Source organism: Crystallibacter degradans (assembly GCF_012952295.1).
Classification (GTDB): domain Bacteria; phylum Actinomycetota; class Actinomycetes; order Actinomycetales; family Micrococcaceae; genus Crystallibacter; species Crystallibacter degradans.
Window position 1 is genome coordinate 206,313 of sequence record NZ_JABBCH010000003.1, and the last position, 24,179, is coordinate 230,491.

General features: G+C 67.0%; 19 protein-coding genes. 5 read left to right on the plus strand and 14 right to left on the minus strand.

Features of this window, described 5'->3' with window-relative positions; genetic code table 11:
- The 4 genes from eccCa (at position 1) to rarD (ending at position 6,526) form a co-directional block, all read left to right on the plus strand.
- On the plus strand, positions 1-4,026 hold the full coding sequence (eccCa, locus tag HGO92_RS07640; protein ID WP_169993395.1) for a type VII secretion protein EccCa: 4,026 nt from the start codon (positions 1-3) through the stop codon (positions 4,024-4,026).
- Complete coding sequence (locus HGO92_RS07645; RefSeq protein WP_169993396.1) at positions 4,016-4,435, plus strand: hypothetical protein; 420 nt, start codon at positions 4,016-4,018, stop codon at positions 4,433-4,435. Before eccCa ends, HGO92_RS07645 begins: the two co-directional genes overlap by 11 nt.
- Positions 4,432-5,430 (plus strand): DUF6177 family protein, encoded by a 999-nt coding sequence (locus HGO92_RS07650; protein ID WP_169993397.1) that lies wholly within the window; start codon positions 4,432-4,434, stop codon positions 5,428-5,430. Before HGO92_RS07645 ends, HGO92_RS07650 begins: the two co-directional genes overlap by 4 nt.
- A gap of 61 nt (positions 5,431-5,491) precedes the next feature.
- Positions 5,492-6,526 carry an EamA family transporter RarD gene (gene rarD / locus HGO92_RS07655; RefSeq protein WP_169993398.1) on the plus strand — a complete coding sequence of 345 codons (1,035 nt, stop codon included), beginning with the start codon at positions 5,492-5,494 and terminating at the stop codon, positions 6,524-6,526.
- Positions 6,527-6,531: 5 nt separating this feature from the next.
- Here rarD and HGO92_RS07660 read toward each other — a convergent pair whose 3' ends face one another.
- The 5 genes from HGO92_RS07660 to HGO92_RS07680 form a co-directional block, all read right to left on the minus strand.
- Complete coding sequence (locus HGO92_RS07660; protein ID WP_169993400.1) at positions 6,532-7,410, minus strand: universal stress protein; 879 nt, start codon at positions 7,408-7,410, stop codon at positions 6,532-6,534.
- 159 nt (positions 7,411-7,569) lie between these two features.
- The gene (gene gabT / locus HGO92_RS07665) at positions 7,570-8,949 is read right to left on the minus strand and encodes a 4-aminobutyrate--2-oxoglutarate transaminase (RefSeq protein ID WP_169993402.1); all 1,380 of its coding nucleotides are present in this window, start codon (positions 8,947-8,949) and stop codon (positions 7,570-7,572) included.
- A gap of 45 nt (positions 8,950-8,994) precedes the next feature.
- Positions 8,995-10,425 (minus strand): aminobutyraldehyde dehydrogenase, encoded by a 1,431-nt coding sequence (locus HGO92_RS07670; RefSeq protein ID WP_169993404.1) that lies wholly within the window; start codon positions 10,423-10,425, stop codon positions 8,995-8,997.
- Between the two features lie 227 nt (positions 10,426-10,652).
- Positions 10,653-10,790 (minus strand): methionine/alanine import family NSS transporter small subunit, encoded by a 138-nt coding sequence (locus HGO92_RS07675; protein ID WP_169993406.1) that lies wholly within the window; start codon positions 10,788-10,790, stop codon positions 10,653-10,655.
- Positions 10,787-12,358: a sodium-dependent transporter gene (locus tag HGO92_RS07680; protein ID WP_169993408.1), complete on the minus strand. Its 1,572-nt coding sequence runs from the start codon at positions 12,356-12,358 to the stop codon at positions 10,787-10,789. The genes HGO92_RS07675 and HGO92_RS07680 overlap by 4 nt, the downstream gene beginning before the upstream one ends.
- A gap of 193 nt (positions 12,359-12,551) precedes the next feature.
- Here HGO92_RS07680 and HGO92_RS07685 point away from each other — a divergent pair, with 193 nt between their 5' ends.
- A complete protein-coding gene (locus HGO92_RS07685; protein ID WP_169993410.1) occupies positions 12,552-13,985 on the plus strand; it encodes a PucR family transcriptional regulator in 1,434 nt (477 codons plus the stop codon).
- Here HGO92_RS07685 and HGO92_RS07690 read toward each other — a convergent pair.
- The 9 genes from HGO92_RS07690 to HGO92_RS07730 form a co-directional block, all read right to left on the minus strand.
- Positions 13,982-15,478 (minus strand): FAD-dependent oxidoreductase, encoded by a 1,497-nt coding sequence (locus tag HGO92_RS07690; RefSeq protein ID WP_169993706.1) that lies wholly within the window; start codon positions 15,476-15,478, stop codon positions 13,982-13,984. The genes HGO92_RS07685 and HGO92_RS07690 overlap by 4 nt on opposite strands.
- A gap of 110 nt (positions 15,479-15,588) precedes the next feature.
- Positions 15,589-16,470, minus strand: coding sequence for an ABC transporter permease (locus HGO92_RS07695; protein WP_169993413.1), 882 nt, complete (start codon positions 16,468-16,470; stop codon positions 15,589-15,591).
- Positions 16,460-17,212: an ABC transporter ATP-binding protein gene (locus tag HGO92_RS07700; protein ID WP_169993415.1), complete on the minus strand. Its 753-nt coding sequence runs from the start codon at positions 17,210-17,212 to the stop codon at positions 16,460-16,462. Before HGO92_RS07700 ends, HGO92_RS07695 begins: the two co-directional genes overlap by 11 nt.
- A gap of 5 nt (positions 17,213-17,217) precedes the next feature.
- Complete coding sequence (locus HGO92_RS07705; protein ID WP_346768888.1) at positions 17,218-18,351, minus strand: ABC transporter substrate-binding protein; 1,134 nt, start codon at positions 18,349-18,351, stop codon at positions 17,218-17,220.
- Positions 18,341-19,711 (minus strand): sulfate adenylyltransferase subunit 1, encoded by a 1,371-nt coding sequence (locus HGO92_RS07710; protein ID WP_169993419.1) that lies wholly within the window; start codon positions 19,709-19,711, stop codon positions 18,341-18,343. The genes HGO92_RS07705 and HGO92_RS07710 overlap by 11 nt, the downstream gene beginning before the upstream one ends.
- A complete protein-coding gene (cysD, locus tag HGO92_RS07715; RefSeq protein ID WP_169993421.1) occupies positions 19,711-20,676 on the minus strand; it encodes a sulfate adenylyltransferase subunit CysD in 966 nt (321 codons plus the stop codon). Before cysD ends, HGO92_RS07710 begins: the two co-directional genes overlap by 1 nt.
- The gene (locus HGO92_RS07720; RefSeq protein ID WP_169993423.1) at positions 20,673-21,410 is read right to left on the minus strand and encodes a phosphoadenylyl-sulfate reductase; all 738 of its coding nucleotides are present in this window, start codon (positions 21,408-21,410) and stop codon (positions 20,673-20,675) included. The genes cysD and HGO92_RS07720 overlap by 4 nt, the downstream gene beginning before the upstream one ends.
- The gene (locus HGO92_RS07725) at positions 21,407-23,131 is read right to left on the minus strand and encodes a nitrite/sulfite reductase (protein ID WP_169993425.1); all 1,725 of its coding nucleotides are present in this window, start codon (positions 23,129-23,131) and stop codon (positions 21,407-21,409) included. Before HGO92_RS07725 ends, HGO92_RS07720 begins: the two co-directional genes overlap by 4 nt.
- Before the next feature lie 208 nt (positions 23,132-23,339).
- On the minus strand, positions 23,340-24,062 hold the full coding sequence (locus HGO92_RS07730; protein ID WP_169993427.1) for a sirohydrochlorin chelatase: 723 nt from the start codon (positions 24,060-24,062) through the stop codon (positions 23,340-23,342).
- Between the last annotated feature and the right edge of the window lie 117 nt (positions 24,063-24,179).

The window sequence follows — 24,179 nt, forward strand, 5'->3', positions numbered from 1 at the left end:
ATGAGCGTCAAGCTGATCCACCGCCCGGCCCGGACCACACCGCCGGCGCGCACCGTTGAACCCTACGCCCTGGATGCGCCGCCGCCCGTGAACGAGGGCCGCAGCGGCATGAACATGATGTCGCTGGTGCCGCTGCTCGGCGCGGGCGCGTCCATGACGGTCATGATGCTCTTCCGCGGATCGTCGCTGGCCGCCGTCGGTGCTTTGATGATGATTGTGACCATCCTGGCTTCCATCGCCATGATGGTCAGCCAAAAAGGCAAGCAGGCCCGGCAGAGCCGCGACCAGCGCGAGCACTACCTGGAATATCTGGAGCGCGCGCGGACCGAACTGCGCACCGATGAGCAGCGCGCCATCAAGGTTGCCCGCGTGAGCAGCCCCCCGCCGTCGGCCCTGTTCGACATCATCCGCAACCCCAAGCGAATTTGGGAACGCCGCCGGCGCAACGAGGACTTCCTGGACGTGCGGATCGGCAGCGGCGAACGGCGGAACCGGGAGATCAGGGTCAATGACTCCAGCTCCGGCCTGCAGCAGGCGGACCGGTTCATGACCACCGAACTGCAGATCCTGCGCCAGCGCTTCGAAGCTTCGCCGGAGCTGCCGCTGACCATTCCGCTGGACTCGGCCGGGAACGTCAGCCTGGTCGGTTCCCGCGAGTTCGCCCTGGCCGTCTGCCGGAACCTGCTGGTGGAGGCCGCCGCCTTCCATTCCCCGGAGGATCTGCACATCGCGCTGTCCGTGCCGGAGGACCGGTACGACGACTGGGCCTGGGCTACGTGGCTGCCGCACCTGGCGGACCAGTCGCGGACGCACCGCACCGGACCTGTCCGCCGCCTGGCGCCCTCGCTCGATTCCCTCTCCGACCTGCTCAAGGACGACCTGCAGAACCGCTCCACCATCGCTGCTGAAGCGCGCAAAAACCATCTAAAGGCCGGCGTGGGCAACTCCATGCCGCGGCTGCTGGTCATCGCCGACACCTACGGTGAGCCGCCGCAGGAACTGGCGCTGCCGGACAAGCTGTCCTCCCCCGGCCAGCTGGGCGCCACGGTCATCTACCTCACCGACAATCGCCGGCACGAACCGGGCGAGGTGAGCATCCGGATCAGCGAGACGACCGCCGGCCCGCGCAGCTTCCTGTGCCAGAACTACCGCGAGGACCCGGTTGAGCCCGGGACCGAGGAAGGCCTGCTGGATGACCTGCCGCTGGCGACCGCCGAATCGCTGGCCCGCGAACTGGCGCCGATGCGGCTCTCACCGGACTCGCTTGAGCACAACAGCGCCGAGAGTTCTGTGGGCTATTTGGAAATGCTAGGCCTCTCCCCCCGCCTGGACGCCGCGGATATCCGCAGGCTGTGGCAGCCGCGCAGCGAAATCGACTTCCTGCGCGTCCCGCTCGGCCCGGATGACCGAGGCAAGCCCACCATGCTTGACCTGAAGGAATCCGCCCAGTTCGGCATGGGCCCGCACGGGCTGTGCGTGGGGGCTACGGGTTCGGGCAAGTCGGAGATGCTGCGCAGCCTGGTGCTCGGGCTGCTGGCCACCCACTCCCCCGATGTGCTGGCCATGGTGCTGGTGGACTTCAAGGGCGGGGCCACCTTCGCCCCGTTCGAGGGTGCCCCGCAGGTCACGGGCATTATCACCAACCTCTCCGATGACCTGACCCTGATCGAGCGCGTCTACGCCAGCCTGAACGGCGAAATCCTCCGGCGGCAGGAACTGCTCAAGGCCGCGGGCAATATCGCCAACATCACCGACTACCAGTTGCACCGCCAGGAACGCCTGGCCCGGGGCGAAGAAATGGACCCGCTGCCGCATCTGGTGGTCATTATCGACGAGTTCGGCGAACTGCTGACGGCGCGGCCGGACTTCATCGAGCTGTTCCTCTCCATCGGCCGCATCGGCCGGTCCATCGGCGTGCACCTGCTGCTGAGCAGCCAGCGGATCGAGGGCGGCAAGCTGCGTGGCCTGGACACCTACCTCTCCTACCGGATCGGCCTGCGCACCCTCTCCGAATCCGAGTCCCGCACGGTGCTGGATACCCCGGATGCCTTCCATCTGCCTCCGGTCCCCGGTTTCGGCTACCTGAAGGTGGACACCACCACCTACACGCGGTTCAAATCGGGCTATGTTTCCGGCCCGGTGGAGGTGGAGGAACCGGAAGAGGAACAGGAAGAGTCCCAGGAGCTGGTGCTGGCCGTCCCGCGCTACGCCGCCGTGCTCGAAGACGCTGCAACCGGTGCCGCCGGCAGCAAACCGGCAAAGTCGGGGCTGCGGACCAAGGCCTCGCAGCGGACCACCGGCCCCACGGTCATGTCCACGCTGATGGAAACCCTGCGCACTTTCCCGCGCTCGGTCCAGCCCATCTGGCTGCCGCCCCTGCCGAAGGGCATCGCACTGGACACTGCGGCCGGCTCCGTCGCCGCCACGAGCCAGGGCATCCGGCTGGCCAAGGGCGGTAACCTGCGTGTCCCGATCGGCCTCCTGGATGACCCAGCCAAGCAATGGCAGGGCCTATGGGAACTGGACCTGAACAATGCCGGCGGCAACGCCATCATTGTCGGCGGGCCCCAGTCGGGCAAGAGCACAGCCCTGCGCACCATTGTCTGCAGCCTGGCCCTCACGCACAGCCCCTCCGAGGTGGGCATCTACGCCGTCGATCTTCTGGGCAGCGGCCTGTTGCCGCTGGAGGGGCTGCCGCACGTGGGCGGCGTGGCGGTGCGCACCAACCGCGAAGTGGTGCGCCGCACCATCGAGGAGATCGCGGCCATGCTGGATACCCGCGAGCAGTTGTTCGAGCGGTACCAGATCGATTCGCTGCAGACGCTGCGCCGAATGTGTGCCCAGGGCATGATTCCGGAACTGGCCAGCGCGGACATCGTGCTGGTGCTGGACGGCTACAGCCAGCTCAGCGACGAGTTCGACGACGTCGAGAAGAAGGTCCACTCGATCATCTCCCGCGGCGGCGGCTACGGAATCCACACGATTGTGACGTCCACCCGCACCAACGAGGTCCGCATTGCCCAGCAGAGCTTCTTCGGCAACCGGATCGAACTGCGCCTGGGCGATCCCGCCGAATCGAACTTCGGCCGCAAGCTCGCCGAGTCCATCGGCGCCGACCGGCCGGGCCGCGGCCTGATGGAGCAGAAGCTCATCGGCCACATCGCCCTGCCCCGGATCGACTCCGAGCCGGATCCGGACACCGCGGTCCAGGGCATGCGGGATCTGGTTGCCGCCGTCGCGGCCTCCACCGATGACCGGGCCATGCAGGTCCGCGTCCTGCCGCCGTTGGTGGGGGCCGAAACAGCCGTCACCCCGGCGCGGCCTGGCCGTGTCCCGCTGGGTCTGCGTGAGACGGATCTGGGCACCGAGCACCTGGACATGCACGTCAAGGACCGGCACCTGGTGGTCCTCGGCGACGACGGCGCCGGCAAGACCAACGTCATGCGCTCGGTAATCCGCCGGCTGGCCGAGCAGCATACGCCGGACAACCTCGTCTTCGCGGTCTTCGACCCCCGGCGCGGCCTGGCCGACGAGGTGCCCGAGGAGTACCTGGGCGGCTATGCCACCAGTCCGGCGCTGGCCGAACAGCTGGCCGGGGCCGTGGCATCGGAACTGGACAAACGCGTCAACGGAAACAACGACGGCGGTGCCAACCCCGGTGCGAATCCTCCGCGCGTTGTGCTCATCATCGACGACTACGACATTCTCACCGCGGGCGGCTCCTCCCCCTTGAGCCGGCTGACGCCGTACCTGCCGCTGGGCCCGGAGATCGGCCTGCACGCGGTGCTCTCGCGCCGCGTGCGCGGGGCCAGCCGCGGCATGTACGAGGCCTTCTTTATGTCGCTGCGCGATTCGGGCAGCACCGGCATCCTGATGTCGGGCGACCGCGGCGAGGGCGCACTGCTGAACGGCATCCGCGCCCGTGCGCTGCCGCCGGGCCGGGCGCAGCTGGTGCAGTCGGGCAAGCCCGTGAGCACCGTCCAGCTCTACTACAACGCAACGGAGGCCGACACCGATGAGCAGTGACTGGACCGTCATCAGCCTGCGGGAACCGGACCAGCGCACCGTGGTCGAGGCCATGGTCGCCACCGTGCCGGAGCTCAATGTCAGGGAAACCGCGGAGAACTCCCTGCTGGAACTCTTCACCGACGACGGCGAGGTGGAGCTGGTGCTCGAGCTGCCGCGCCTGGTCCGCGTCCCGCAGGAGGTGCAGCGGCTGCTCGCCGGAGCGGACGTCTCCGCGGTGCCCGGCGTCCGGGTGCCAGCCGTCTTCACCCCCGGTACCGGAGATCCCTCCGCCGAACCGCTCTGGTGGCAGGACGTCCACGTCCGCGACGGGCTCCCCGACGCCACCGCCAGGGCCGACGCCCTCTGCCATGCCCTCGCCCGCCGGTGCGAGGGCGCCGTCGTCGTTCCCGGGCAGGTGCAGCCGTGACCCACGCCTCCGCTTTCGATTTCAGCAGTGCCGCCACGGGAGTCCTTTTCCAGGACAAACCCGTCACCTACCTCTCGCCCTGGATCGCCAAGTCGCACGCGGCCGCCCAAGAAGACGGACGGCACTTCGCCGTGCTGACACCGGGTACTGCCGCGATCAGCCTGCCCTTGAGCATGCTGCTCTCGGAGCCGGGCTGCCAATGGCTGGCCACCAGCGCGGACGGCACGTTCTATGACGGCTTCACCGGCCGGGTCCACACCTGGAACGGTGAGGTTTTCGAACCGCTGGACGAACTCGCCGAGGACTTCCTGCTGACCCCGCGCACGCCCGGCGGCCTGCTCCATGTCCGGACGGAGACTATTCACCCGGCGAGCCTGGGCACCCGCATCGGGGACTTCACCGCGCAGCTGTTCACCGAACTCACCGGCTACCCGCCCGTCGGATGGGGTCGGGCCGAACCGGTCAGTGAACCCTGGGACACCGCGGCGGTCACGGCCCACTGCTATGACCGGGCACCGGAAACCTCGGTGCTGGTCGCCGTGGGGCAGCCGCGCGTAGGGACGGCGGCAGCTGCGATCGCCGTCGTCACGGTGGAACGATCCGCCGCCGGGGTCCATGAAAGCGTGGAACTCCTGGCGGAAAGCGCCGATCCGCTGGACTCGGACCAGCTGGACGCCTTTGCCGCGCGGATGCACCGCAGCCACGCCCGCACCGCCGTTCTGGGCCATGCCGTGGGCTTCAGCAATCTAGCCCGCCCGGCGCGTTTCACCGGGATGTCCGTTCCGGCCTGTGCGTTCTTCGGCTCCGAGACGCTCCGGGACTATGGCGCACGACAGGCGCTGGCAGCCGCGGGACCGCGCGCTCGGCTGATCGGCGTTCCGCCGGTGCAGTCCCTGGCCGTGAACTACGCGCAGGAACCTGCCCCCGGCGGGAAACACCCGCTGGAGGCCTGGGCAGAACTCGCGGGCAAACTTTCCGGCCAGCTGCCCGGCTGAGGCGGTCGCCTCATGAGCCCACCAGACGATGGGTTGGAATACCCGGCCTGCCGGTGATGTTATGGGCTCTGTGTCAACTAACGACGGCGATCCCGCCTCCCCTCCCAGCCAGCAGTTAACTGCCGTCGCCCCCGATCTGGATGCCACGGCGGAGACGGATGTAGTAGCGGCCGGCCCCAAGGGCAGGAAACCGCGCAGCGAACACAACACGGGCCTGCTCTTCGGGCTGGCTGCCTACGGGTTGTGGGGCATCCTGCCGCTCTACTTCGCCATCCTGGAGCCGGCCGGTCCGCTGGAGATAGTGGCCAACCGGGTGGTCTGGTCGCTGCTGTTCTGCGTGCTGCTGATGACGGCCATGCGCAGCTGGCGCCCCTTCAAAGCTGCGCTGGTGGACAAGCGCACCCTGGGAACGCTTTCGCTGGCAGCGGCACTCATCGCCGTCAACTGGCTGACCTACACCGTCGCCGTGCTCAGCGAACGTACGGTGGAGGCCTCGCTCGGCTACTTCATCAACCCGCTGATTTCCGTCCTGCTTGGGGTGCTCATCCTGAAGGAACGGCTCCGGCGGGCCCAATGGGTGGCCCTGGCCGTGGCGTTCATCGCCGTCCTGGTGCTGGCTTTCGGTTACGGCAACGTGCCCTGGCTGTCGCTGGTCCTGGCCTTCAGCTTCGGCTTCTACGGTCTGGTCAAGAAGAACGTCGGTACCAAGGTGGACGCCGTCTCAAGCCTGAGCGTGGAGACCTTGGTGCTGACTCCCCTCGCCGGGGCCGTGATGGCGGTGCTGATGGTCCAGGGGCAGGCAACCCTGCTCGACAACGGGCCCGGGCATTTCTGGTTGATGGCTGCCGGCGGGCTCATCACGGCACTGCCCTTGCTGTTCTTCGGAGCTGCGGCCCGGCGCCTGCCGCTGAGCATGGTGGGCATGCTGCAGTATCTGGCCCCGTTGATCCAGTTCATCATCGCGTTGGCCGTCTTCAACGAGCCGATGCCGCTGGAACGGTGGATCGGGTTCGGCCTGATCTGGCTGTCCCTGATCATCCTGACCACGGACATGTTCGCTTCCTACCGCAAGCTGCCTCAACCCGTTGCCGCCTGAACCGGTCAGACGTGGCCGGGCGCATCCAGCCCGTGAACGCCTTCGCGCGGGACCACGACCATAGGCACTGGCAGCGCCCGTAGCACCTTCAGCGCCGTGCTGCCCAGGAACAGCCGGTTGTGCTGGGCGAGCCGGCTGGAGCCGATGATCACGAGTTCGCCCTCGTCCCAGTCCAGGCTGTCGATGGCCTCTTCGATGCTTCGTCCGTGCGCCACGGTGACGGTTGCGGTTCCGTCCAGCGCGGTGGTGGCGGCTTCGGCCAGCACGGAATTGGCATGCAGATGCGCCTGGTGTATCGCCTCGCCGGAGTCTGAGCGTTCCTGCGTGTCCAGTGCCACGAGCGAGACCAGCCGCAGCGGCAGGCCACGGCGGCCCGCTGCCCGCAGGGCCACATCCCGGGCCGTCTGCGCGCCCTGCCGCTCGCCGATGAAGGCCGTGAGCCGGGTCAGCGGCCCCTTCCGCTGGTAGCCGCGCGGCGCAAGGGCCACGGGGACCGGTGAGGCGTGCAGCAAGGCGTTGGCAACGCTGCCTACCGAAAACCGTTTGAACAACCCGTTGGAGGCGGCACCGATGACGATCAGCGCGGCCGACTGTGCAGTGGCTGTTTCGATCAGGCCTTCGGCGAAAGAATCCGAGTCCACCACCCGGAATTCGGCGTCGATATCCGAAGGCACCAGTTTGAGCGCTTCGCGGCGCGCGGTCAGGACCTCCTGTTCGCCGGCGCTGATGCGCTTGCCCTGCGGATTGACGGCTACATAGGGCGCGTTCTCCGGCACTACGTAGACGATGTCCAGCCCGGTCCCCTGCGCCCGCGCAATGGCTACCGCCAGCGCGATGGCATCGGCTCCCCGGTCATCCGGCTGGTACCCCACGACATATCGCATCCGATCCACCCTCCACCGCCGCGGCGGTTACCGCATGAGCATTATGAGCAGACTCTACCGTGAGGCAGGACACATTTCACCAGCCGGCTCCGGAAGCACCGAGGGGGCAGGGCCCGGCGCTTGCCGGGCCCTGCCCCCTCAGGCAGATGCGCTAAACGGTCAGGCGGCGGCCGCGCGGATGGCGCCCTCGAGCACGTCGAGGGCATCCGACAGCAGGTCGTCGCCGATGACCAGCGGCGGCAGCAGACGGACCACGTTGCCGTAGGTACCGCAGGTCAGGATGATGACGCCTTCCTTGAGGCAGGCGGCGGAAATCGCCTTGGTTGCCTCGGCGTTCGGATCCTTGGTGGTACCGGCGGTACCCGGCTGCACGAATTCCAGCGCCAGCATGGCTCCGCGGCCACGCACCTCGCCGATGATATCCACCTCGGCCGCCAGCTTCTCCAGCCGTGCCCGCACCTGGGACTCGATCGAGCGGGCCCGGGCGTTCAGGTCCTGCTCCTTCATGGTTTCGATGGCAGCCAGCGCGGCGGCGCAGGCCACGGGGTTGCCGCCATAGGTGCCGCCCAGTCCGCCGGCATGCACAGCATCCATCAGCTCCGCGCGCCCGGTGATCGCGGACAGCGGCATGCCGCCGGCGATGCCCTTGGCCATGGTGATGATGTCCGGCACAATGCCCTCGTGGTCGGAGGCGAACCACTCACCGGTGCGGCAGAAGCCGGCCTGGACCTCGTCCGCGATGAAGACAACGCCCTTGTCCTTGGCCCATGCGGCCAGGGCCGGCAGGAAGCCCTCGGCCGGGACAATGAAGCCGCCCTCGCCCTGGATCGGCTCGATCAGGATCGCGGCGACGTTTTCGGCGCCGATCTGCTTCTCGATCATAGTGATCGCGCGGCGGGCCGCGTCCTCGCCCTTGATGTCGGCTTCCTCGCGGAACGGGTAGCTCATCGGCACGCGGTAGATTTCCGGTGCGAACGGGCCGAAGCTGCCGGCCGGGCTGGACTTGTACGGCATGGCCTTCGCCGTCAGGCCCATGGTGAGGTTGGTGCGGCCATGGTAGGCGTGGTCAAAGGCGACGACGGCGGTGCGCCCGGTAGCAATGCGGGCCACCTTGACGGCGTTTTCCACCGCTTCGGCGCCGGAGTTGAACAGCACGGTGCGCTTGTCGTGGTCGCCCGGGGTCAGCTCGTTCAACTGCTCGGCAACCGCGATGTAACCCTCATACGGGCTGACCATGAAGCAGGTGTGCGTGAAGTGCTCCACCTGCTCCTTGACGGCGCCGACGACGGCGGGATCGGACGCGCCGACACTGGTCACGGCGATACCCGAGCCCAGGTCGATGAATGAGTTGCCGTCGACGTCCTGGACGATGCCGCCGTCGGCGTCGGCCACGTAGACCGGCACACTGGAGGCGACGCCGCCGGCGACGACCTTCGCACGGCGGGCAGCGAGTTCAACAGACTTGGGTCCGGGGAAGTCGCCGAGGATTTTGCGCTTCTGCTCGAGCCGGAACTGGGGCTCGGTAGCCTGAGTGGTCATTTCTTAGCCTTTCAACTGGTTCAGGTAGGTAGGTTTGTTTGGTGCTTAAGCGTCCAGGGCGCTCATGACGTGCTTGACGCGGGTGTAGTCCTCGACGCCGTACATGGACAGGTCCTTGCCGTAGCCGGACTGCTTGAATCCGCCGTGCGGCATTTCTGCCGTGAGCAGGATGTGGGTGTTGATCCAGACGGCGCCGAAGTCCAGGTCGCGGGAGACGCGCATGGCCGTGCCATGGTCGCTGGTCCAGACACTGGAGGCCAGGGCGTATTCGACGTCGTTGGCCATCTCCACGGCCTCGGCCTCCGTACCGAACTTCTGCACGGTAATGACGGGGCCGAACGTTTCCTGCTGCACAATATCGTCTGTCTGCTTCGCCCCGGTGACGATGGTCGCTTCGTAGAAGAACCCCTTGTCGCCTGCGCGCTTGCCGCCGACGGCGACCGTGCAGTGCGCCGGCAGCGCGTCCATGACGGCGTTCACGGCATTGAAGTGGTTGATGTTGTTCAGTGGCCCGAAGTAGTTCTCGGCGTCATTGTCGGAGCCGGTCCGGAGCGTCCTGGTGTGATCGACCATGGCGTTGACCAGATCATCGTGGGCGGATTCCTCCACCAGCACGCGCGTGATGGCGGTGCAGTCCTGGCCGGCGTTGAAGAAGGCGAACTCGGCGATGGCCGCGGCGCTCTTCTTGATGTCGGCATCGGCGAAGACAATGGCCGGAGCCTTGCCGCCCAGTTCCAGGTGTGCGCGCTTCAGGCCCTTGGCTGCTCCGCTGGCCACGGCAATTCCGGCGCGGACGGAGCCTGTGATGGAGACCAGGCCCGGGATCTTGTGCTCCACCATAGCTGCACCTGTGCCGCCGTTGCCGAGCACCACGTTGACGACGCCGGCCGGGAAGATGTCCTTGATCAGCCGGGCCAGCACCAAAGTGGATTCCGGCGTCGTGTCGGAAGGCTTGAGCACCACGGTGTTCCCGGCGGCCAGGGCCGGACCGATCTTCCAGACGGCCATGAGCAGCGGGTAGTTCCACGGCGCCACCTGTGCGACCACGCCGATCGGTTCCCGGCGCACAAAGGAGGTGTGTCCTTCCATGTACTCGCCGGCGGACTTGCCTTCGAGCAGGCGTGCGGCTCCGCCGAAGAAGCGCAGCTGGTCGGCGCCGGCAGCTACCTCCTCGGAGGCAATCATTTCCCTGACCTGGCCGGTGTTGCGGTGCTGCGCCTCGACCAATTCCTCGCTGTGGGCTTCCAGCGCGTCCGCGAGCTTGAGCAGGAGCAACTGGCGCTGGCTGGGTGTGGCGTGCTTCCAGGTCTTGAACGCCGCTGCGGCCGCAGCCATCGCATCATCGACGTCGGATTCAACCGAGACCGGGGACTGGGCCACCACTTCGCCGTTGGTCGGGTTGATGATGTCGAGCAGCTCGGTTCCGGCGGGAGTGACGAATTCGCCGTTAATGAAGTTCTGCAGGGTCTGAACCACGGTTTACATCCCTTTTCTGGCCTCAGGCCGTAACGCGCATAACCGGTCAGCGGCTGTGATTGCCGCAACACTGCGACAATATGCCCCCGGCCCGGCCCGCAGCCATAGCTTCCTGCACACGGACCGGCACTGCCGTTCGTGCACTTGTCCAGCCAGCCATGTACCCCGGACACGTCGATGCCCCGCTGCGCAGACAACGGGGCATCGACAGAAGGAGCGAACGGGCATCAGAGCTCCGGTGCGTGCTCCTCGGGCATTCGGGTGTCGTCTTCCGGGTGCCGCTGGAGGTTGACCAGCGCGAGGCCAAGGCCTCCCCAAACAGTCAGGATGGAAATGATCAGCATGACGATGGCCGCGGTGCTCATTTGCTTACCTCTTTCTTATTCGGCGCATCCAGCACAGGATCGTTGGCCGCGGATTTGCTGCTCCACGGAATGAGGGACAGGACCAGGGCAACCACGATCAGCGCCACCACCATTCCCCAGCCAAAGACGCCCACAAACCACGTCGGCATCTCGCCGTAGCCTTCCTGGATTTTCTTGATCAGCTCGCTGATCAGAATGTAGCCGAGGACGATGGGGGACAAAATGCCCACGAGGATCCGCCAGCCAAGCCCGAGCTTGATCGAGGACACGTCGCTGACGTGCCCGCCCAGCAGCGGCAGCTTCCGGAAGGCGTACGTCAGCAGCAGGACCGTGACGAACGCACAGGCCATAATGCCGAAGTTGTTGACGAAGGCGTCCGTGACATCCAGAAGGTTCAGTCCCGTGGTGGTCGGGAACAGCAGGATCGAGATCAGTGCCAGCGGGATACCGACGATCCACGTGGTCTTCACCCGTCCCATGCCCAGCTTGTCCTGCACTGCCGAGATGATCACCTCGATGATGCTGATCAGCGAGGTGAAGCCGGCGAAGACCAGCGATCCGAAGAAGAGCACGCCAAGCAGCGCGCCGAGCGGGGCCTCGGAGATGATGGTCGGGAACGCGATGAAGGCCAGGCCGATACCGCCGGAACCGGCGACGTCGCCAACCTCTGCGCCCGCGGTGAAGGCCATGAAGCCGACGGCGGCAAAGACACCGATGCCGGCCAGGATCTCGAAACCGGAATTGGCGAAGGCCACCACAAAGCCCGAGCCGGTCAGGTCCGTCTTGCGCTTGAGGTAGGACGCGTACGTGACCATGATGCCGAAGGCCACGGACAGCGAGAAGAAGATCTGGCCATAGGCCGCCGCCCAGACTCCGGTGTTTGTCAGCGCACCCCAATCCGGGGTAAACAGAGCGTCCAGCCCGTCGGCCGCGCCGGGCAGGAACAGCGACTGGACTACCAGGATCAGGAACATTACCAGCAGCAGCGGAAGGAAGATGATGTTGGCCCGGCCGATGCCTTTCTGGACGCCGGCGGCCAGGACCAGCAGCACCAAGGCCCAGACAATGACCAGCGGAATGAGCACATTCGGCACGAAGTCGAAGCCGATGTTGACGTTCTCGCTGACCTCAAGGAATTCCCCGAGGAAGAACCCCTGCGGATCATCACCCCAGGCCTCGGTGAACGAGAAGATCATGTACATGCCGGCCCACGCGATGATCACCGCGTAGTAGATGGAAATGATGAAGCAGATGGCGACCTGCCACCAGCCGAGCCCTTCGGCTTTCGGCGTCAGACGCCGGTAGGCCAGCGGCGCGGAGCCCCGGTGGCGGTGTCCCACTGCATAATCGAGGAACAACAGCGGGATACCGGCCGTCAGAAGTGCGACCAGATACGGAATGATGAACGCCCCGCCGCCGTTTTCATAGGCAACGTAGGGAAAGCGCCAGATATTGCCCAGGCCGACGGCGGAACCGATGGCGGCGAGAATGAAGACTTTACGGGTGGACCACATCTCGCGCGGCGGCTTGGCCGGCGGCGCCCCTTTCGGGTGCGGCAGATTGCTCATGCTAGGACCTCTTAACGATTGCAAAATGACTGATTTCGCCCATCATAGACCCGGCCCCATGCGCGAGGAACAGCACCCCGCTGGTCAACGCACAAACCGTTATCCCTGTGGGCCCTGAAAGTCTTCGTTTTTCCCGCCGCGCGGTCAGGCTCTTGTAGTGCAGCTGCACAATGCATACCCGTATAGTGGCCCTATGGCTGTATCCCTCGCCAGTCTATTGGCCAAGAAGTCCCTGCACCTGCGCATCGTGGGGAAGGCTGCCGGCAATCCCGATGCGGCCATCACCTGGGTGGCGACTACCGAATTGGAAGACCCGCTGCCGTTCCTCAGCGGCGGCGAGGTGGTGCTGACAACCGGGCTGCGCCAGAAGACCGCTGCCGCGCAACGGCGCTTCGTTGCGCGCGTCCACGAGGCCGGTGTGGTTGCGATCGGCTTCGCCTTGGGCCTTTCGCACAGCAAAGTTCCGCCGGCGTTTCTGAACCAGGCGGACGAACTGAACCTGCCGGTGTTCGAAATCCCGTACGAAACGCCGTTCGTCGCGATCAGCCGGATGGTGGCCGATGCGATCTCTGCCGACCACTACCGCAAACTTGAACGGCTGCTCTCCGACCACCAGGCCCTCTCGGCCTCGCTGCTGGGGGGTGGCGGTCTGCCGGCGCTGTTGCGCACCCTGGCCGGAATGGTGGGTACCGACGTCGAACTTTCGCAGTATGGCGCCGTCCTGTTCAGCACCGGAGCCGGCACTACCGGCAGCTGGAACAAGGTGCCCATTGCCACCGGACTGAAGGACCGGTGCACGCTTGCGCTGGCGGAACCGTACGAACGCAATGCCATCGTCGACTATGCGCAGAGCATGATCAGCCTGGAACTGAGCAACCAGGCCAAGCACCGGACGGCCCAGCGCAATGCCGCCGGACAGATCCTGCAGGATATTGTCCGCGGCACCCTGCATGGCCAGGATGCGACGCTGAGGCTGAACACCATCGGCGTCGACACCGCCCGGCGCCAGCTGGTCATGCTGGTCCAGACCGCCACCGGGCAGCGCCCCGCCTTGCGGACCCTGCCGCTGCCCGCCGGCTTCGAAAGCACCGCCACCGGACTCGTCGATGACCGGCTGGTCCTGGTGGTCCAGGACGCCGAGTCCGGCGAGCGGCTCGGCGAGGAACTCAGCAGCTACCTGTACGACGCCGGCCTGACCGCCACCGTGGGCGTGGGCGGCAGTTATGCCCAGCCCAACGGCCTGCGCTGGAGCTACTTCGAGGCGAAGGAAGCCCTCACCCACGGTGCCCGACTGAACGTTCCGCAGCGGCTGTCGCTGACCTCGCTGCTGATGGCCTCCGAAGACGTGCCGCTGGCCGACCTCGCCGCCGAGGCGCTGGATCCGCTGTCCGAGTTCGACGCCGCCCACGATGCCCAGCTGATGTCCACGCTGGAAACCTATCTGGAACTGAACGGTTCCGTGGCCGCGGTCGCCGAGACCCTGGGCCTGCACCGCAACTCGGTTCGGTACCGGCTGGCCCAGATCATCGAGCTGACCGGCTACGACCCGGCGTCCACGGCGGACCGGGTCCATCTCTGGCTGGCCCTGACCGTGCGCCGGCTCGCGGCCGAGTCCGGTTCCTCCTAGCCCCGGTCCGTTCCGGCGGCGGCTGCGGCCACTCCCCCGGCTGCGGCGGCCCCCGTTGGCCGGGAGATCCGGACCATTTCATCCCGCGGGACTACCTTGACCCGTTCGCGCGCCACCGGGCCTGCTTCCGTTGCTTCGGCACCCAGTGCCCGCTCGTGCGCATCCAGTGCCAGCCAGCCGTCCCACGTGGTGTACTCCACCCCGCGGTCCCCGAGCAGTTCCAGGATCGCGGCTTCGTCCGGCCGTGCCGCAGCGGGCAGCCTTGTCCGGTCTGCCAGCAGATGGGTGACGGTCTCCAGCGCGTCGCCCTTGGTGTGCCCGATCAGGCCCACAGGACCGCGCTTGATCCAGCCCGTGGCATACAGTCCCGGTACGGCATTTCCGTCAGCATCCAGCACTTTGCCGCCGTCGTTCGGAACCACACCACGCTGGTGGTCGAATTCCACGTCGGGCAGCGCGGATCCGAAGTAGCCCACCGCCCGGTACACGGCCTGGACGGGATAGTCGATGAACTCTCCGGTGCCGCGCACGTTGCCGCTGCCGTCGAGTTCGGTCCGCTCGAAACGGATGCCCGCGGTCCGGCCCGCCGCCTCCCCGCTGCCCGCGAGGATTTCCACCGGACTATGCAGGAAATGCAGGTGCAGCCGCCGCGAGGCACCGGTGTCCTGCTCCTCCACGAGCCAGTTGGTGAGCGTGTTGACCATGGTTTTGGTCTGGTTGTTGGAGCGGATCTGCTCGTCGGAGCCTTCGTCGAAGTCGAAGTCCTCCGGATACAGCACGAGGTCCACATCCTTGGAGTGCGACAGCTCGCGCAGCTCCAGCGGCGTGAACTTCACCTGCGCCGGACCACGGCGCCCGAAGACGTGGACATCGGTGACTGGCGAATTCTTCAGGCCCTCGTAGACGTTGTCCGGAATCTCGGTAAACAGCAGGTCGTCGGCATGTTTGGAGAGCACACGGGCAACGTCGAGGGCCACGTTGCCGTTTCCGATCACCGCGATCTCCTTCGCGTCAAGCGGCCACTCGCGGGGAACGTCCGGGTGGCCGTCGTACCAGGAAACGAAGTCCGCCCCGCCAAAGGAGCCCTCAAGTTCGACGCCGGGAATGTTCAGATCCGCGTCCTTGATAGCGCCGGTGGCGAAGATGACCGCGTCGTAGTGTTCGCGCAGATCGGCCAGGGACAGATCGGTGCCGTAATCCACGTTGCCGAAGAACCGGATGTCGCCGCGGTCCAGCACCTTGTGCAGCGCCGTCACGATCCCCTTGATGCGCGGGTGGTCCGGTGCAACGCCGTAGCGGATCAAGCCGTACGGGGCCGGGTAGCGATCGAAGAGGTCGATGCTGACCTGCACCGCGCCGGAGGCCACCTCGTCGCTTTTCGTCAGGATATCGGCGGCATAAACACCGGCAGGACCGGAACCAACGACGGCGACGCGAAGCGGCCGTGCGCGGTCGGACTGAGGAGCCAGTGCAGCCTCGGGCTCGGATGACATTCCTGCGCCTGACTGGGTCGAGGCAAGGGGCGATGTGGTCATTGGGGTGTTCCTTTCGGGGAATTCAGGTCAGTGGGAAGAGAGGTTGTGGAGGGCGAGCCTTGCAGGACTCAGGCCGCACCGGCCTTCAGCAGTCCCCGCCCGCGCAGCAGCCTGCGCTCCACGGGGGCAAAAACCAGCAGCTCGATAACGATGCCGATGGCCAGGATCAGCAGGATGGCCGACACGACGATGGCCATATCCGAGAGGTCGCGGCCCTGCTGCAGCAGCGATCCCAGGCCGAAGCCCATGGACCCGCCGACGGTGATGATTTCGGCCGCCATCAGCGAGCGCCAGGAGAACGCCCAGCCCTGCTTCAGCCCGCCGATATAGCCGGGCAGCGCGGCCGGGAGGATAATCCGGGTTGCCTGCTGCCAGCGGTTGGCGCCGAGGACATGCCCTACCCGCAGGAACTGCGGCGGCACCTGGTCGACACCGGATATCAGCCCGTTGATGATCGAGGGCACGGCGCCCATGAGCACCACGAAGTACACCGTGGCATCGGTCAGGCCGAACCAGATGATGGCCGCGGGAACCCAGGCCACGGACGGCAGCACCTGCAGCCCGGAGATGAGCGGGCCAAAAGCGGCGCGCAGCCCCTTGTGCTGGGACAGCAGCAGGCCGGCGGGGGTGGCAATCACTGCTGCGATCAGGAATCCGAGCACGCCGCGTTCGAGACTGGTGAGGATGGTCTCCTGCGCCGCGCCGTCACCCCACAAGGAGCCCAGCGCCGCGGCCACGTCGGCCGGGCCGGGCAGGATGTCCGGGCGCGGCTGCACAATCCAGATGTACATTTGCCACACGTAGACGATGGCCGCGAGCGCCAGAACGGGCAGCAGCGCCTTGCCGATGGCCGGCCTGACTGCGGACCGGCCCGGTTGCTCGGCCTGCAGCGCATCCAGCCCGGCTTCGAGCTGCGCGACGTCGTCGCCGGAGTCTGTATCAAGTCGCATGACGGCGGATCTCCCGTCGCAGCTCGGTGGTGATCTCGCCGGACAGTTCGGCACGGTCCCGTGCGTCCAGCCCGTCGCCGACGCGCCATTCGGCGACGATCCGGCCGGGACGGGAGGACATCAGCAGCACCCGCTGCCCCAGCCGGACCGCTTCACGGACGTTGTGCGTGATGAAGATGATGGTCCGCCCGGTCCGGCGCCAGATCCGTTCAAGTTCGTCATGCAGCAGGTCCCGGGTGATGGCGTCCAGCGCCGCGAACGGCTCGTCCATCAGCAGCAGGTCGCGGGACTGGGCGAGAGATCTGGCCAAGGCCACGCGCTGGCGCATGCCGCCGGACAGCTCGTGCGGGCGCTTTCTCCCTGCTCCGCCAAGGTGGACCAGCTCCAGCAGCTCCCGGGCCTGTTCCGCCCGCTCCTGCCGTCCCACCCCGCGCAGTTCCAGCGCGAGCTCGACATTGGCCTGCGCCGTCAGCCAAGGGAACAACGAGGCGTCCTGGAACATAAACGCCGCTTCCGGAGCTTTCAGCTCTCCCGCCGTCGGTTCTTCCAGACCGGCCACCAGGTTCAGCAGCGTTGACTTGCCGCAGCCCGAGGCTCCGAGCAGCGCAACGAACTCGCCCTGCTCCACCCTCAAGTTGACGTTGTCCAGCACCAGCGGGGCGTCCGGGCCGAAGCGTTTGGACAGACCGCTGATTTCCAGCTGGGCGGCGGCGCGTTGCAGCACGGTGTTTTGAGAAGTCATAGTCGTTACTCCTTGCCCAGGCCGGCAGCAGGAACGGCAGGATTGCCCTCCTGCGACCGGAGTCCGTTGAGGATGGACAGATCCAGGATGGCGCTGATGTCGGCCTGCTCAGTAGTGCCAGCCGTGACACCGTCCTCCAACAGCTGGGCCAGTGCGGTGGCGTGGGGATCCAGAGTGAACGTGATGTTCGCCAGCGAGCGCTGAACCACTTCGTCGGTGAGCGGCAGTCCATGGGCGCCTTCGAGCCCCGCGTTGATGGCCTTGACCGCTGCGGCCGGATCTCCAGCCACTGTCTCGTTAAGCCAGTCCACGGACCGCCGTTCGCCCTCGATCAGTGCTTTGACCTGCCCGGGATGCCGGTTCAGGAAGTCGGTGCCGACAATCAGCAGCGTGGTGGTGAACTGGCCCTTAGGCCACAGGTCCCGCTCATCGACCAGCACCTTCGCGCCGGCTTCGAGCACCAGCCGCGTGGCCCACGGTTCCGGCACCCAGGCGCCGTCGATCTGTCCGTCCTTGAACAGCTGCAGGGTGCGGGCATTCTCCGTCGGGTTGATTGCAGCGCCCGCCTGGCCGTCCGCGGCAATGGCAATCCCCTGTTCCTGCAGCCAGACCCGCAGGGCAACATCCTGTGTCCCGCCAAGCTGCGGCGTGGTCAGCGTGGCCCCGTGCAGGTCTTCGGGGTTGTCGATTCCTTCCCGCACCACCAGCTGGGCGCCGCCGGAGCTCGCCCCCGAGACGATCCGCAGGGACAGTCCCTCGCTCTGTATGTAGGAGTTGATGGCGGGATTGGGTCCGATGAAGGCGGCGTCGATGGCGCCGGCATTCAGCGCCTCCACGGCGGCCGGACCGGCGTTGAAGACCTGCGTGGACAGTTCGGTTCCGCCGAGCTCCTCGGCGAAAAACCCTTTGTCCACACCGATCAGCGCCGGCGCATGGGTCACATTCGCGAAGTAGCCGAGCCGCAGTTCCTGCGCATCGCTCACCGGAACCTCGGCCGCCGGCGTGCCGGTGCTATTCGCTGCGCCGGAAGCGGCGACCGCCCCGGCAACAATCGCGACCGCCAGCCCGACGGCGAGCAGGACTTCGGACGTGCGGCTAGAGAGCAGGAGCCCTTTCTTCCGTGTCTGTTTAGCCGCCACGGGGCTCCCCTTCCCCATCCGGAACGCTGTTGGCAATGCCGGCGGCGAGGGTGTTGCCGTCAACAGGGTCGATCACCAGGAAGGCCCCGGTCCGGCGGTGCCGTTCGTAGTCTTCGACCGGGAGCGCCGAGGCCAGCCGGATCTGCACCGTCCCGATGTCGTTGAGCCCCAGGTCCGCCGCCGGCCCTTCAGAGAAGCTGGCCAGATCCAGCCGGCCGGTGATGGAGCGGACGAGCCCCTGCACGGTCCTGCTGCCGTGCTTGATCAGGACCTTGGCGCCTTCGCACAGCGGCTTGGGCGAGAGCCAGCACAGCGAGGCGTGCAGGTCCTGGCTTGCTGCGGCGAAGGTCCCGGTTTCCACCAGCAGATCGCCGCGGCTGATGTCGATATCGTCGCTGAGCCGCAGCACCACGGACTGCGGCGCGGAGGCCTGCGGCAGGGAGGTGCCGGCGAAGTCGATGCCGGCCACCGACGTCGTTATTTGGGTCCCGGCGGCGGAGCCGAGCACGGTGACGCTGTCGCCGACACGGACCACGCCTGAGGCCAGCTGCCCGGCGTAACCGCGGTAGTCGCGGAAGGCCTCGGGATCCAGGCCCGGCGCCAGCGCCCCCTGCGGCCGGATGACCGACTGCACGGGGAACCGGAACGCTTCGAGTTCGGTCTCAAGCTCGTCCACGGCGGGCAGCGTTTCCAGCACCTCAAGCAGCGCCGGCCCGGTGTACCAGGGTGTGCGCGCGGAGAGCTCGACGACGTTATCGCCTTCCAGCGCGGAGACCGGCACAACGCGTACGTCAGGCAGCCCCAGCTCCGCGGCGGCGCGCAGCAACTGTTCCTCCACATCCCGGAACACCGCCTCGCTGAACTTCACCAGGTCGATCTTGTTGACCGCGGCGACGATATGCGGCACGCGCAGCAGCCGGGCCACGGCCAGATGCCGCCGGGTCTGTTCCAGCACGCCCTTGCGGGCATCGATAAGTACGACGACGGCATCCGCCGTGGAGGCGCCGGTCACCGTGTTTTTGGTGTACTGCACATGGCCCGGGCAGTCGGCCAGGATGAAGCTGCGCTTTTCGGTGGCGAAGTAGCGGTAGGCGACGTCAATGGTGATGCCCTGTTCCCGCTCGGCGCGCAGGCCGTCGGTCAGCAGGGCCAGGTCGATCTGCTGGCCCTGCCCACGGCCGGACGCGGATCCGCCGAAGCCGCGCTCGGCGCTGGTCCGGGTCACCGCCTCGAGCTGGTCCGCGAGGATCGATTTGCTGTCATGCAGCAGCCGGCCCACCAGCGTGGACTTGCCGTCGTCGACGGAGCCTGCCGTGGCGAACCTGAACAGCGTGGCGGTCTGGAAGTCGGTGGTGGTCATTAAAAGTACCCGTCCTTCTTGCGGTCTTCCATGGCGGCCTCGGAGATGCGGTCATCGGCCCGGGTGGCGCCACGTTCGGTCAGGGTGGATGCCGCGACTTCGATCACGACGTCGTGCGCCGTGGCGGCAGCTGATTCCACGGCGCCTGTGCAGGACATGTCCCCCACCGTCCGGTAGCGCACCGTCCGGGTCAGGACTTCCTCGCTGTCCCGGGGCTGCGACACTTCGCCGACCGCCCGCCACATGCCGTCCCGCCGGAACACTTCGCGTTCATGGGCGTAGTAGAGGCCGGGCAGCTCGATGCCTTCGCGTTCGATGTAGCGCCAGACGTCCAGCTCGGTCCAGTTGGAGATGGGGAAGGCGCGGACGTGCTGGCCCACGGTGTGCCGGCCGTTGTAGAGGTTCCACAGTTCGGGGCGCTGGTTGCGCGGATCCCACTGGCCGAACTCGTCGCGCAGGCTCAGGATCCGTTCCTTTGCCCGCGCCTTGTCCTCGTCCCGCCGTCCGCCGCCGAAGACCGCGTCGAACCGGTGGCGCGAAATCGCGTCCAGCAAGGGCACCGTCTGCAGCGGATTGCGGGTGCCGTCCGCCCGCTCGGACAATTCGCCGCGGTCGATGAACTCCTGCACGCTGCCCACCACCAGGCAGAGGCCCAGCCTTTCCACGGTCCGGTCGCGGAATTCGAGCACTTCGGGAAAGTTGTGCCCGGTGTCCACGTGCAGCACCGGGAACGGCACCTTGGCGGGCCAGAAGGCCTTGGTGGCCAGGTGCAGCATCAGCACGGAATCCTTGCCGCCCGAGAACAGCAGGGCTGGCCGCTCAAACTCGGCGACCACCTCGCGGATGATGTGGATGGCCTCGGATTCCAGCGCGTCCAGCGAGGACAGGGCGGCGCGCGGGGCGCTGGCTGCTGTGGTGGGTGCCCCGACGGGCGGACGGTCTTCGGTCAGGTAAGCGGTGTTCATTGGTGGATTCCACATTCCGTCTTGGCAAGGCCGGCCCAGCGGCCGGCACGGGGGTCTTCGCCCGGGGCAACCGGGCGGGTGCAGGGCTTGCATCCGATGGACGGATAGCCGTTGGACAGCAGCAGGTTCACCGGCACACCATTCCGGCCGGCATAGTCCAGCAGGTCATCGAAACTCCAGCCGGCCAGAGGGTTGACCTTGACCAGGGCATGCACGCTGTCCCAGGTGACGAGTTCGGTGTTGGTCCGGGTCGGTGCCTCATCGCGGCGGACGCCGGTGAACCAGACGCCGTAACCGGACAGGGCCTTTTTCAGCGGGCGCATCTTGCGCAGCTCGCAGCACAAGGCCGCGTCGCGAGAGAACAAGTCCGTGCCGAGACTGCTGTCCTGCTCGGCCACCGTCTGCTCCGGCAGCACGTCCACCACGTTGACGTCCAGTGAGCGTGCTACCTCGTCGCGCGTGGCCTGGGTTTCCGGAAAGTGGTAGCCGGTCTCCAGGAACAGGACATCGACGCCGGGCAACTGCTGCGCGACCAGATGCGGCAGCACGGCATCGGCCATGGAACAGGCAACAGCAGCCTCGGCTGTGCCGAAGTTCCGAGCTACCCAGGCGACAACCTCGGGTGCCGGAGCGTCCCAGCCCAGCTCGGCGGACCCTGCTTCGGCCAGCGCGCGCAGCTGCTCCTCGCTCCGGGAACGGGATGACGATGTTGCCGTGGTTGAACGTACGGTCATTTCAGTGCTCCTTCCTCGGCGCGGTGCGCCCATTGCGCGAAGGTCTCGCCGTCGTGCTTTGCGGCGGTGTACTGCCGGATGAGCCGCTCCACGTAGTCGACCAGGTCATCCGCCGTGACCTTCAGGCCGCGGACAGTCCGGCCCAGGCCCGGTTCCGCGCGGTCAATTGCGGCAAGTCCCCCGCCCAGATGAACCTGGAAACCCGGGGTTTGCCCGCCGTTGCCGTCCGGCAGCAGCTGGCCCTTGAGCCCGATGTCGGCCGTCTGGATCCTGGCGCACGAGTTCGGGCAGCCGTTGATGTTCAGGCTCAGCTGCTGCGGCAGCTCCCCGCTGTCCGCGAGGTCCTTGAGCCGGGTTTCCAGTTCGGTGATCGCCGCGGCGGCGGTGGTCTTGGTGTCCACGATGGCGAGCTTGCAGAATTCAATCCCGGTGCAGGCGATGGTGCCGCGGCGGAACAAGGAAGGCGCAGCGGTGAGGCCGAGCCCGTCGAGTTCCGCCGTCAGCTCCGCCACGTGTTCCTCCGCAATGTCCAGCAGCACCAGTTTCTGGTGCGGGGTGGTCCGCAGCCGGTAGGAACCCTTGGCCTCCAGCAGGTCGGCCAGCTGCACCAGCGTGCTGCCGGAAACGCGGCCTACCACCGGCGTGACACCCAGGTAGAATCTGCCGTCTTTCTGCCGGTGCACCCCGACATGGTCACCGGGCGAGGTGGGCTTGGGCGCGGCCGGGCCGTCCGGCAGCGGGGCGGAGAGGTACTCCTCCTCCAGGACGGCGCGGAATTTCTCCGGCCCCCAGTCGGCCAGCAGGTATTTCAGCCGGGCCTTGTTGCGCAGCCGCCGGTAGCCGTAGTCCCGGAAGATGCTGGTGACGCCGACCCAGACTTCGGCCGTCCGCTCCGGCGGGACGAAGACGCCCAGGCGTTCAGCCAGCCGTGGGTTGGTGGACAGCCCGCCGCCCACCCAGAGGTCGTAACCGGGGCCGAGGTCGGGATGCACCACGCCCACCAGCGCGAAGTCGTTGATCTCGTGGACCACGTCCTGGCTCGGATGCCCGGTGATGGCGGTCTTGTATTTGCGCGGCAGGTTGGCGAAGGACTCATCCCCGATGTAGCGCTCGGAGATTTCCCGGATGGCCGGCGTCGGGTCGATGATCTCGTCCGCGGCGATGCCGGCCACGGGGGAACCGAGGATGACGCGGGGCACGTCGCCGCAGGCTTCCGTGGTGGAGAGTCCGGCCGCTTCCAGCCGGTTCCAGATTTCCGGCACATCCTCCACCCGGATCCAATGCAGCTGGATGTTCTGCCGGTCGGTCAGGTCCGCGGTGTCCCGGGCGAACTCCGTGGAGATCCGGCCGATCACCCGCAGCTGCTCGGTGCTCAGCGCGCCGCCGTCGATCCGCACACGGAGCATGAAGTACTTGTCTTCGAGCTCGTGCGGTTCCAGCGTCGCGGTTTTGCCGCCGTCGATCCCGGGCCGGCGCTGGGTGTACAGCCCCCACCAGCGGAACCGGCCGTGCAGGTCCGTGGCCTCGATGGAGTCGAAGCCACGCTTGGCGTAAATCTGTTCAATCCGCTGGCGGACATTGAGCCCGCCGTCCTGCTGCTTCCATTCCTCGTTGCCGTTCAGCGGCTCGGTTCCGTCGATCTTCCACTGGCCGTGCGGCTTGGTGGGCGGACGGGACGGCCTGCCTGTTCTGGTGTCAGCGGATGCTGCTGGTGCGCTCATAGTGGACGAGCGTACGGAGGCGCTGGACCGGCGACAATGCCGCCCGAAACATCCGGTCACGGCCTGTTGCGCGACGTATTGTGCAGAAATATTGCCCGTCTTCCGACGACTTATTACGCGCCCGCCGTAACGAAAGCGTCGAACGAATGACGTCGAAAGGGCGCTACCCAGTTGCGTGGGTGCTACCTAACCGCGGCGGTAGTACTGCCTATCCGCGGGTGAAGTTCGCGGCAACGGCAGCGTCGTAACGGTCCAGCACAAGCCGGGCCAGGACCGGATGCGGCAGCAGCGGCCCGGTGACGATGTTCGCACCGGCGCCGGCAAGTTTGTCGTGGAAGAATCCCGGTGCCAGCAGGTAGGACGCCACCACCACACGGGCAGACCCCACCCCGGCGGATTCCGCTTTGGCCGATCCCTGCCGGGCAGCGGCCACGGCCTCGGCCACGGACGGCCTCGCCGAGGCACCGAAACCGGCCGTCACCGGACCGGACCGCAGCTTACGCAGCATGCCGGCCAGTTCCGCCACGGCTCCCGTGGCCGCCGCCAGGCTGGATCCGGCGGCAGCCAGCACCACGGCGTCGTCATTAGCTGCCCCCGACTCCACCAGGCGTTCCTGCAGCAGTGCGGCCAGCCGCGCATCGGGACCCAGCGGTTCCGCCGCGCAGGTATCCGGACGGCTCGCCACCGCCTGACTGATGTCCACGCTCGTGTGGTATCCCACGGAGAGCAACAGCGGAACGACGACGGCGCGGCGCCCGGCCGGCAACGCCGCAACGACGTCGGGCAGGGCCGGCTCCTGTACGTCCACGTAGGCCTCCAGCACCTCGGTCCCAGGGCGCAGCCGGGCCACCTCGTGGCGGAGGGCATCGATGGCTCGGCGGCCTGCCGGGTTGGACGTTCCGTGCGCGCAGGCAATCAGGACTGGTGGCATGAGGCAATACAATAGCGGCAGTTTCACCGGCACAGCGCCGTCGGAGGTCCCCCGCGCAATGAACGGTCATGTCCCCGGCGCGCCGCACTCCCCGCCGTGGTCTTGCCATATCCGGGC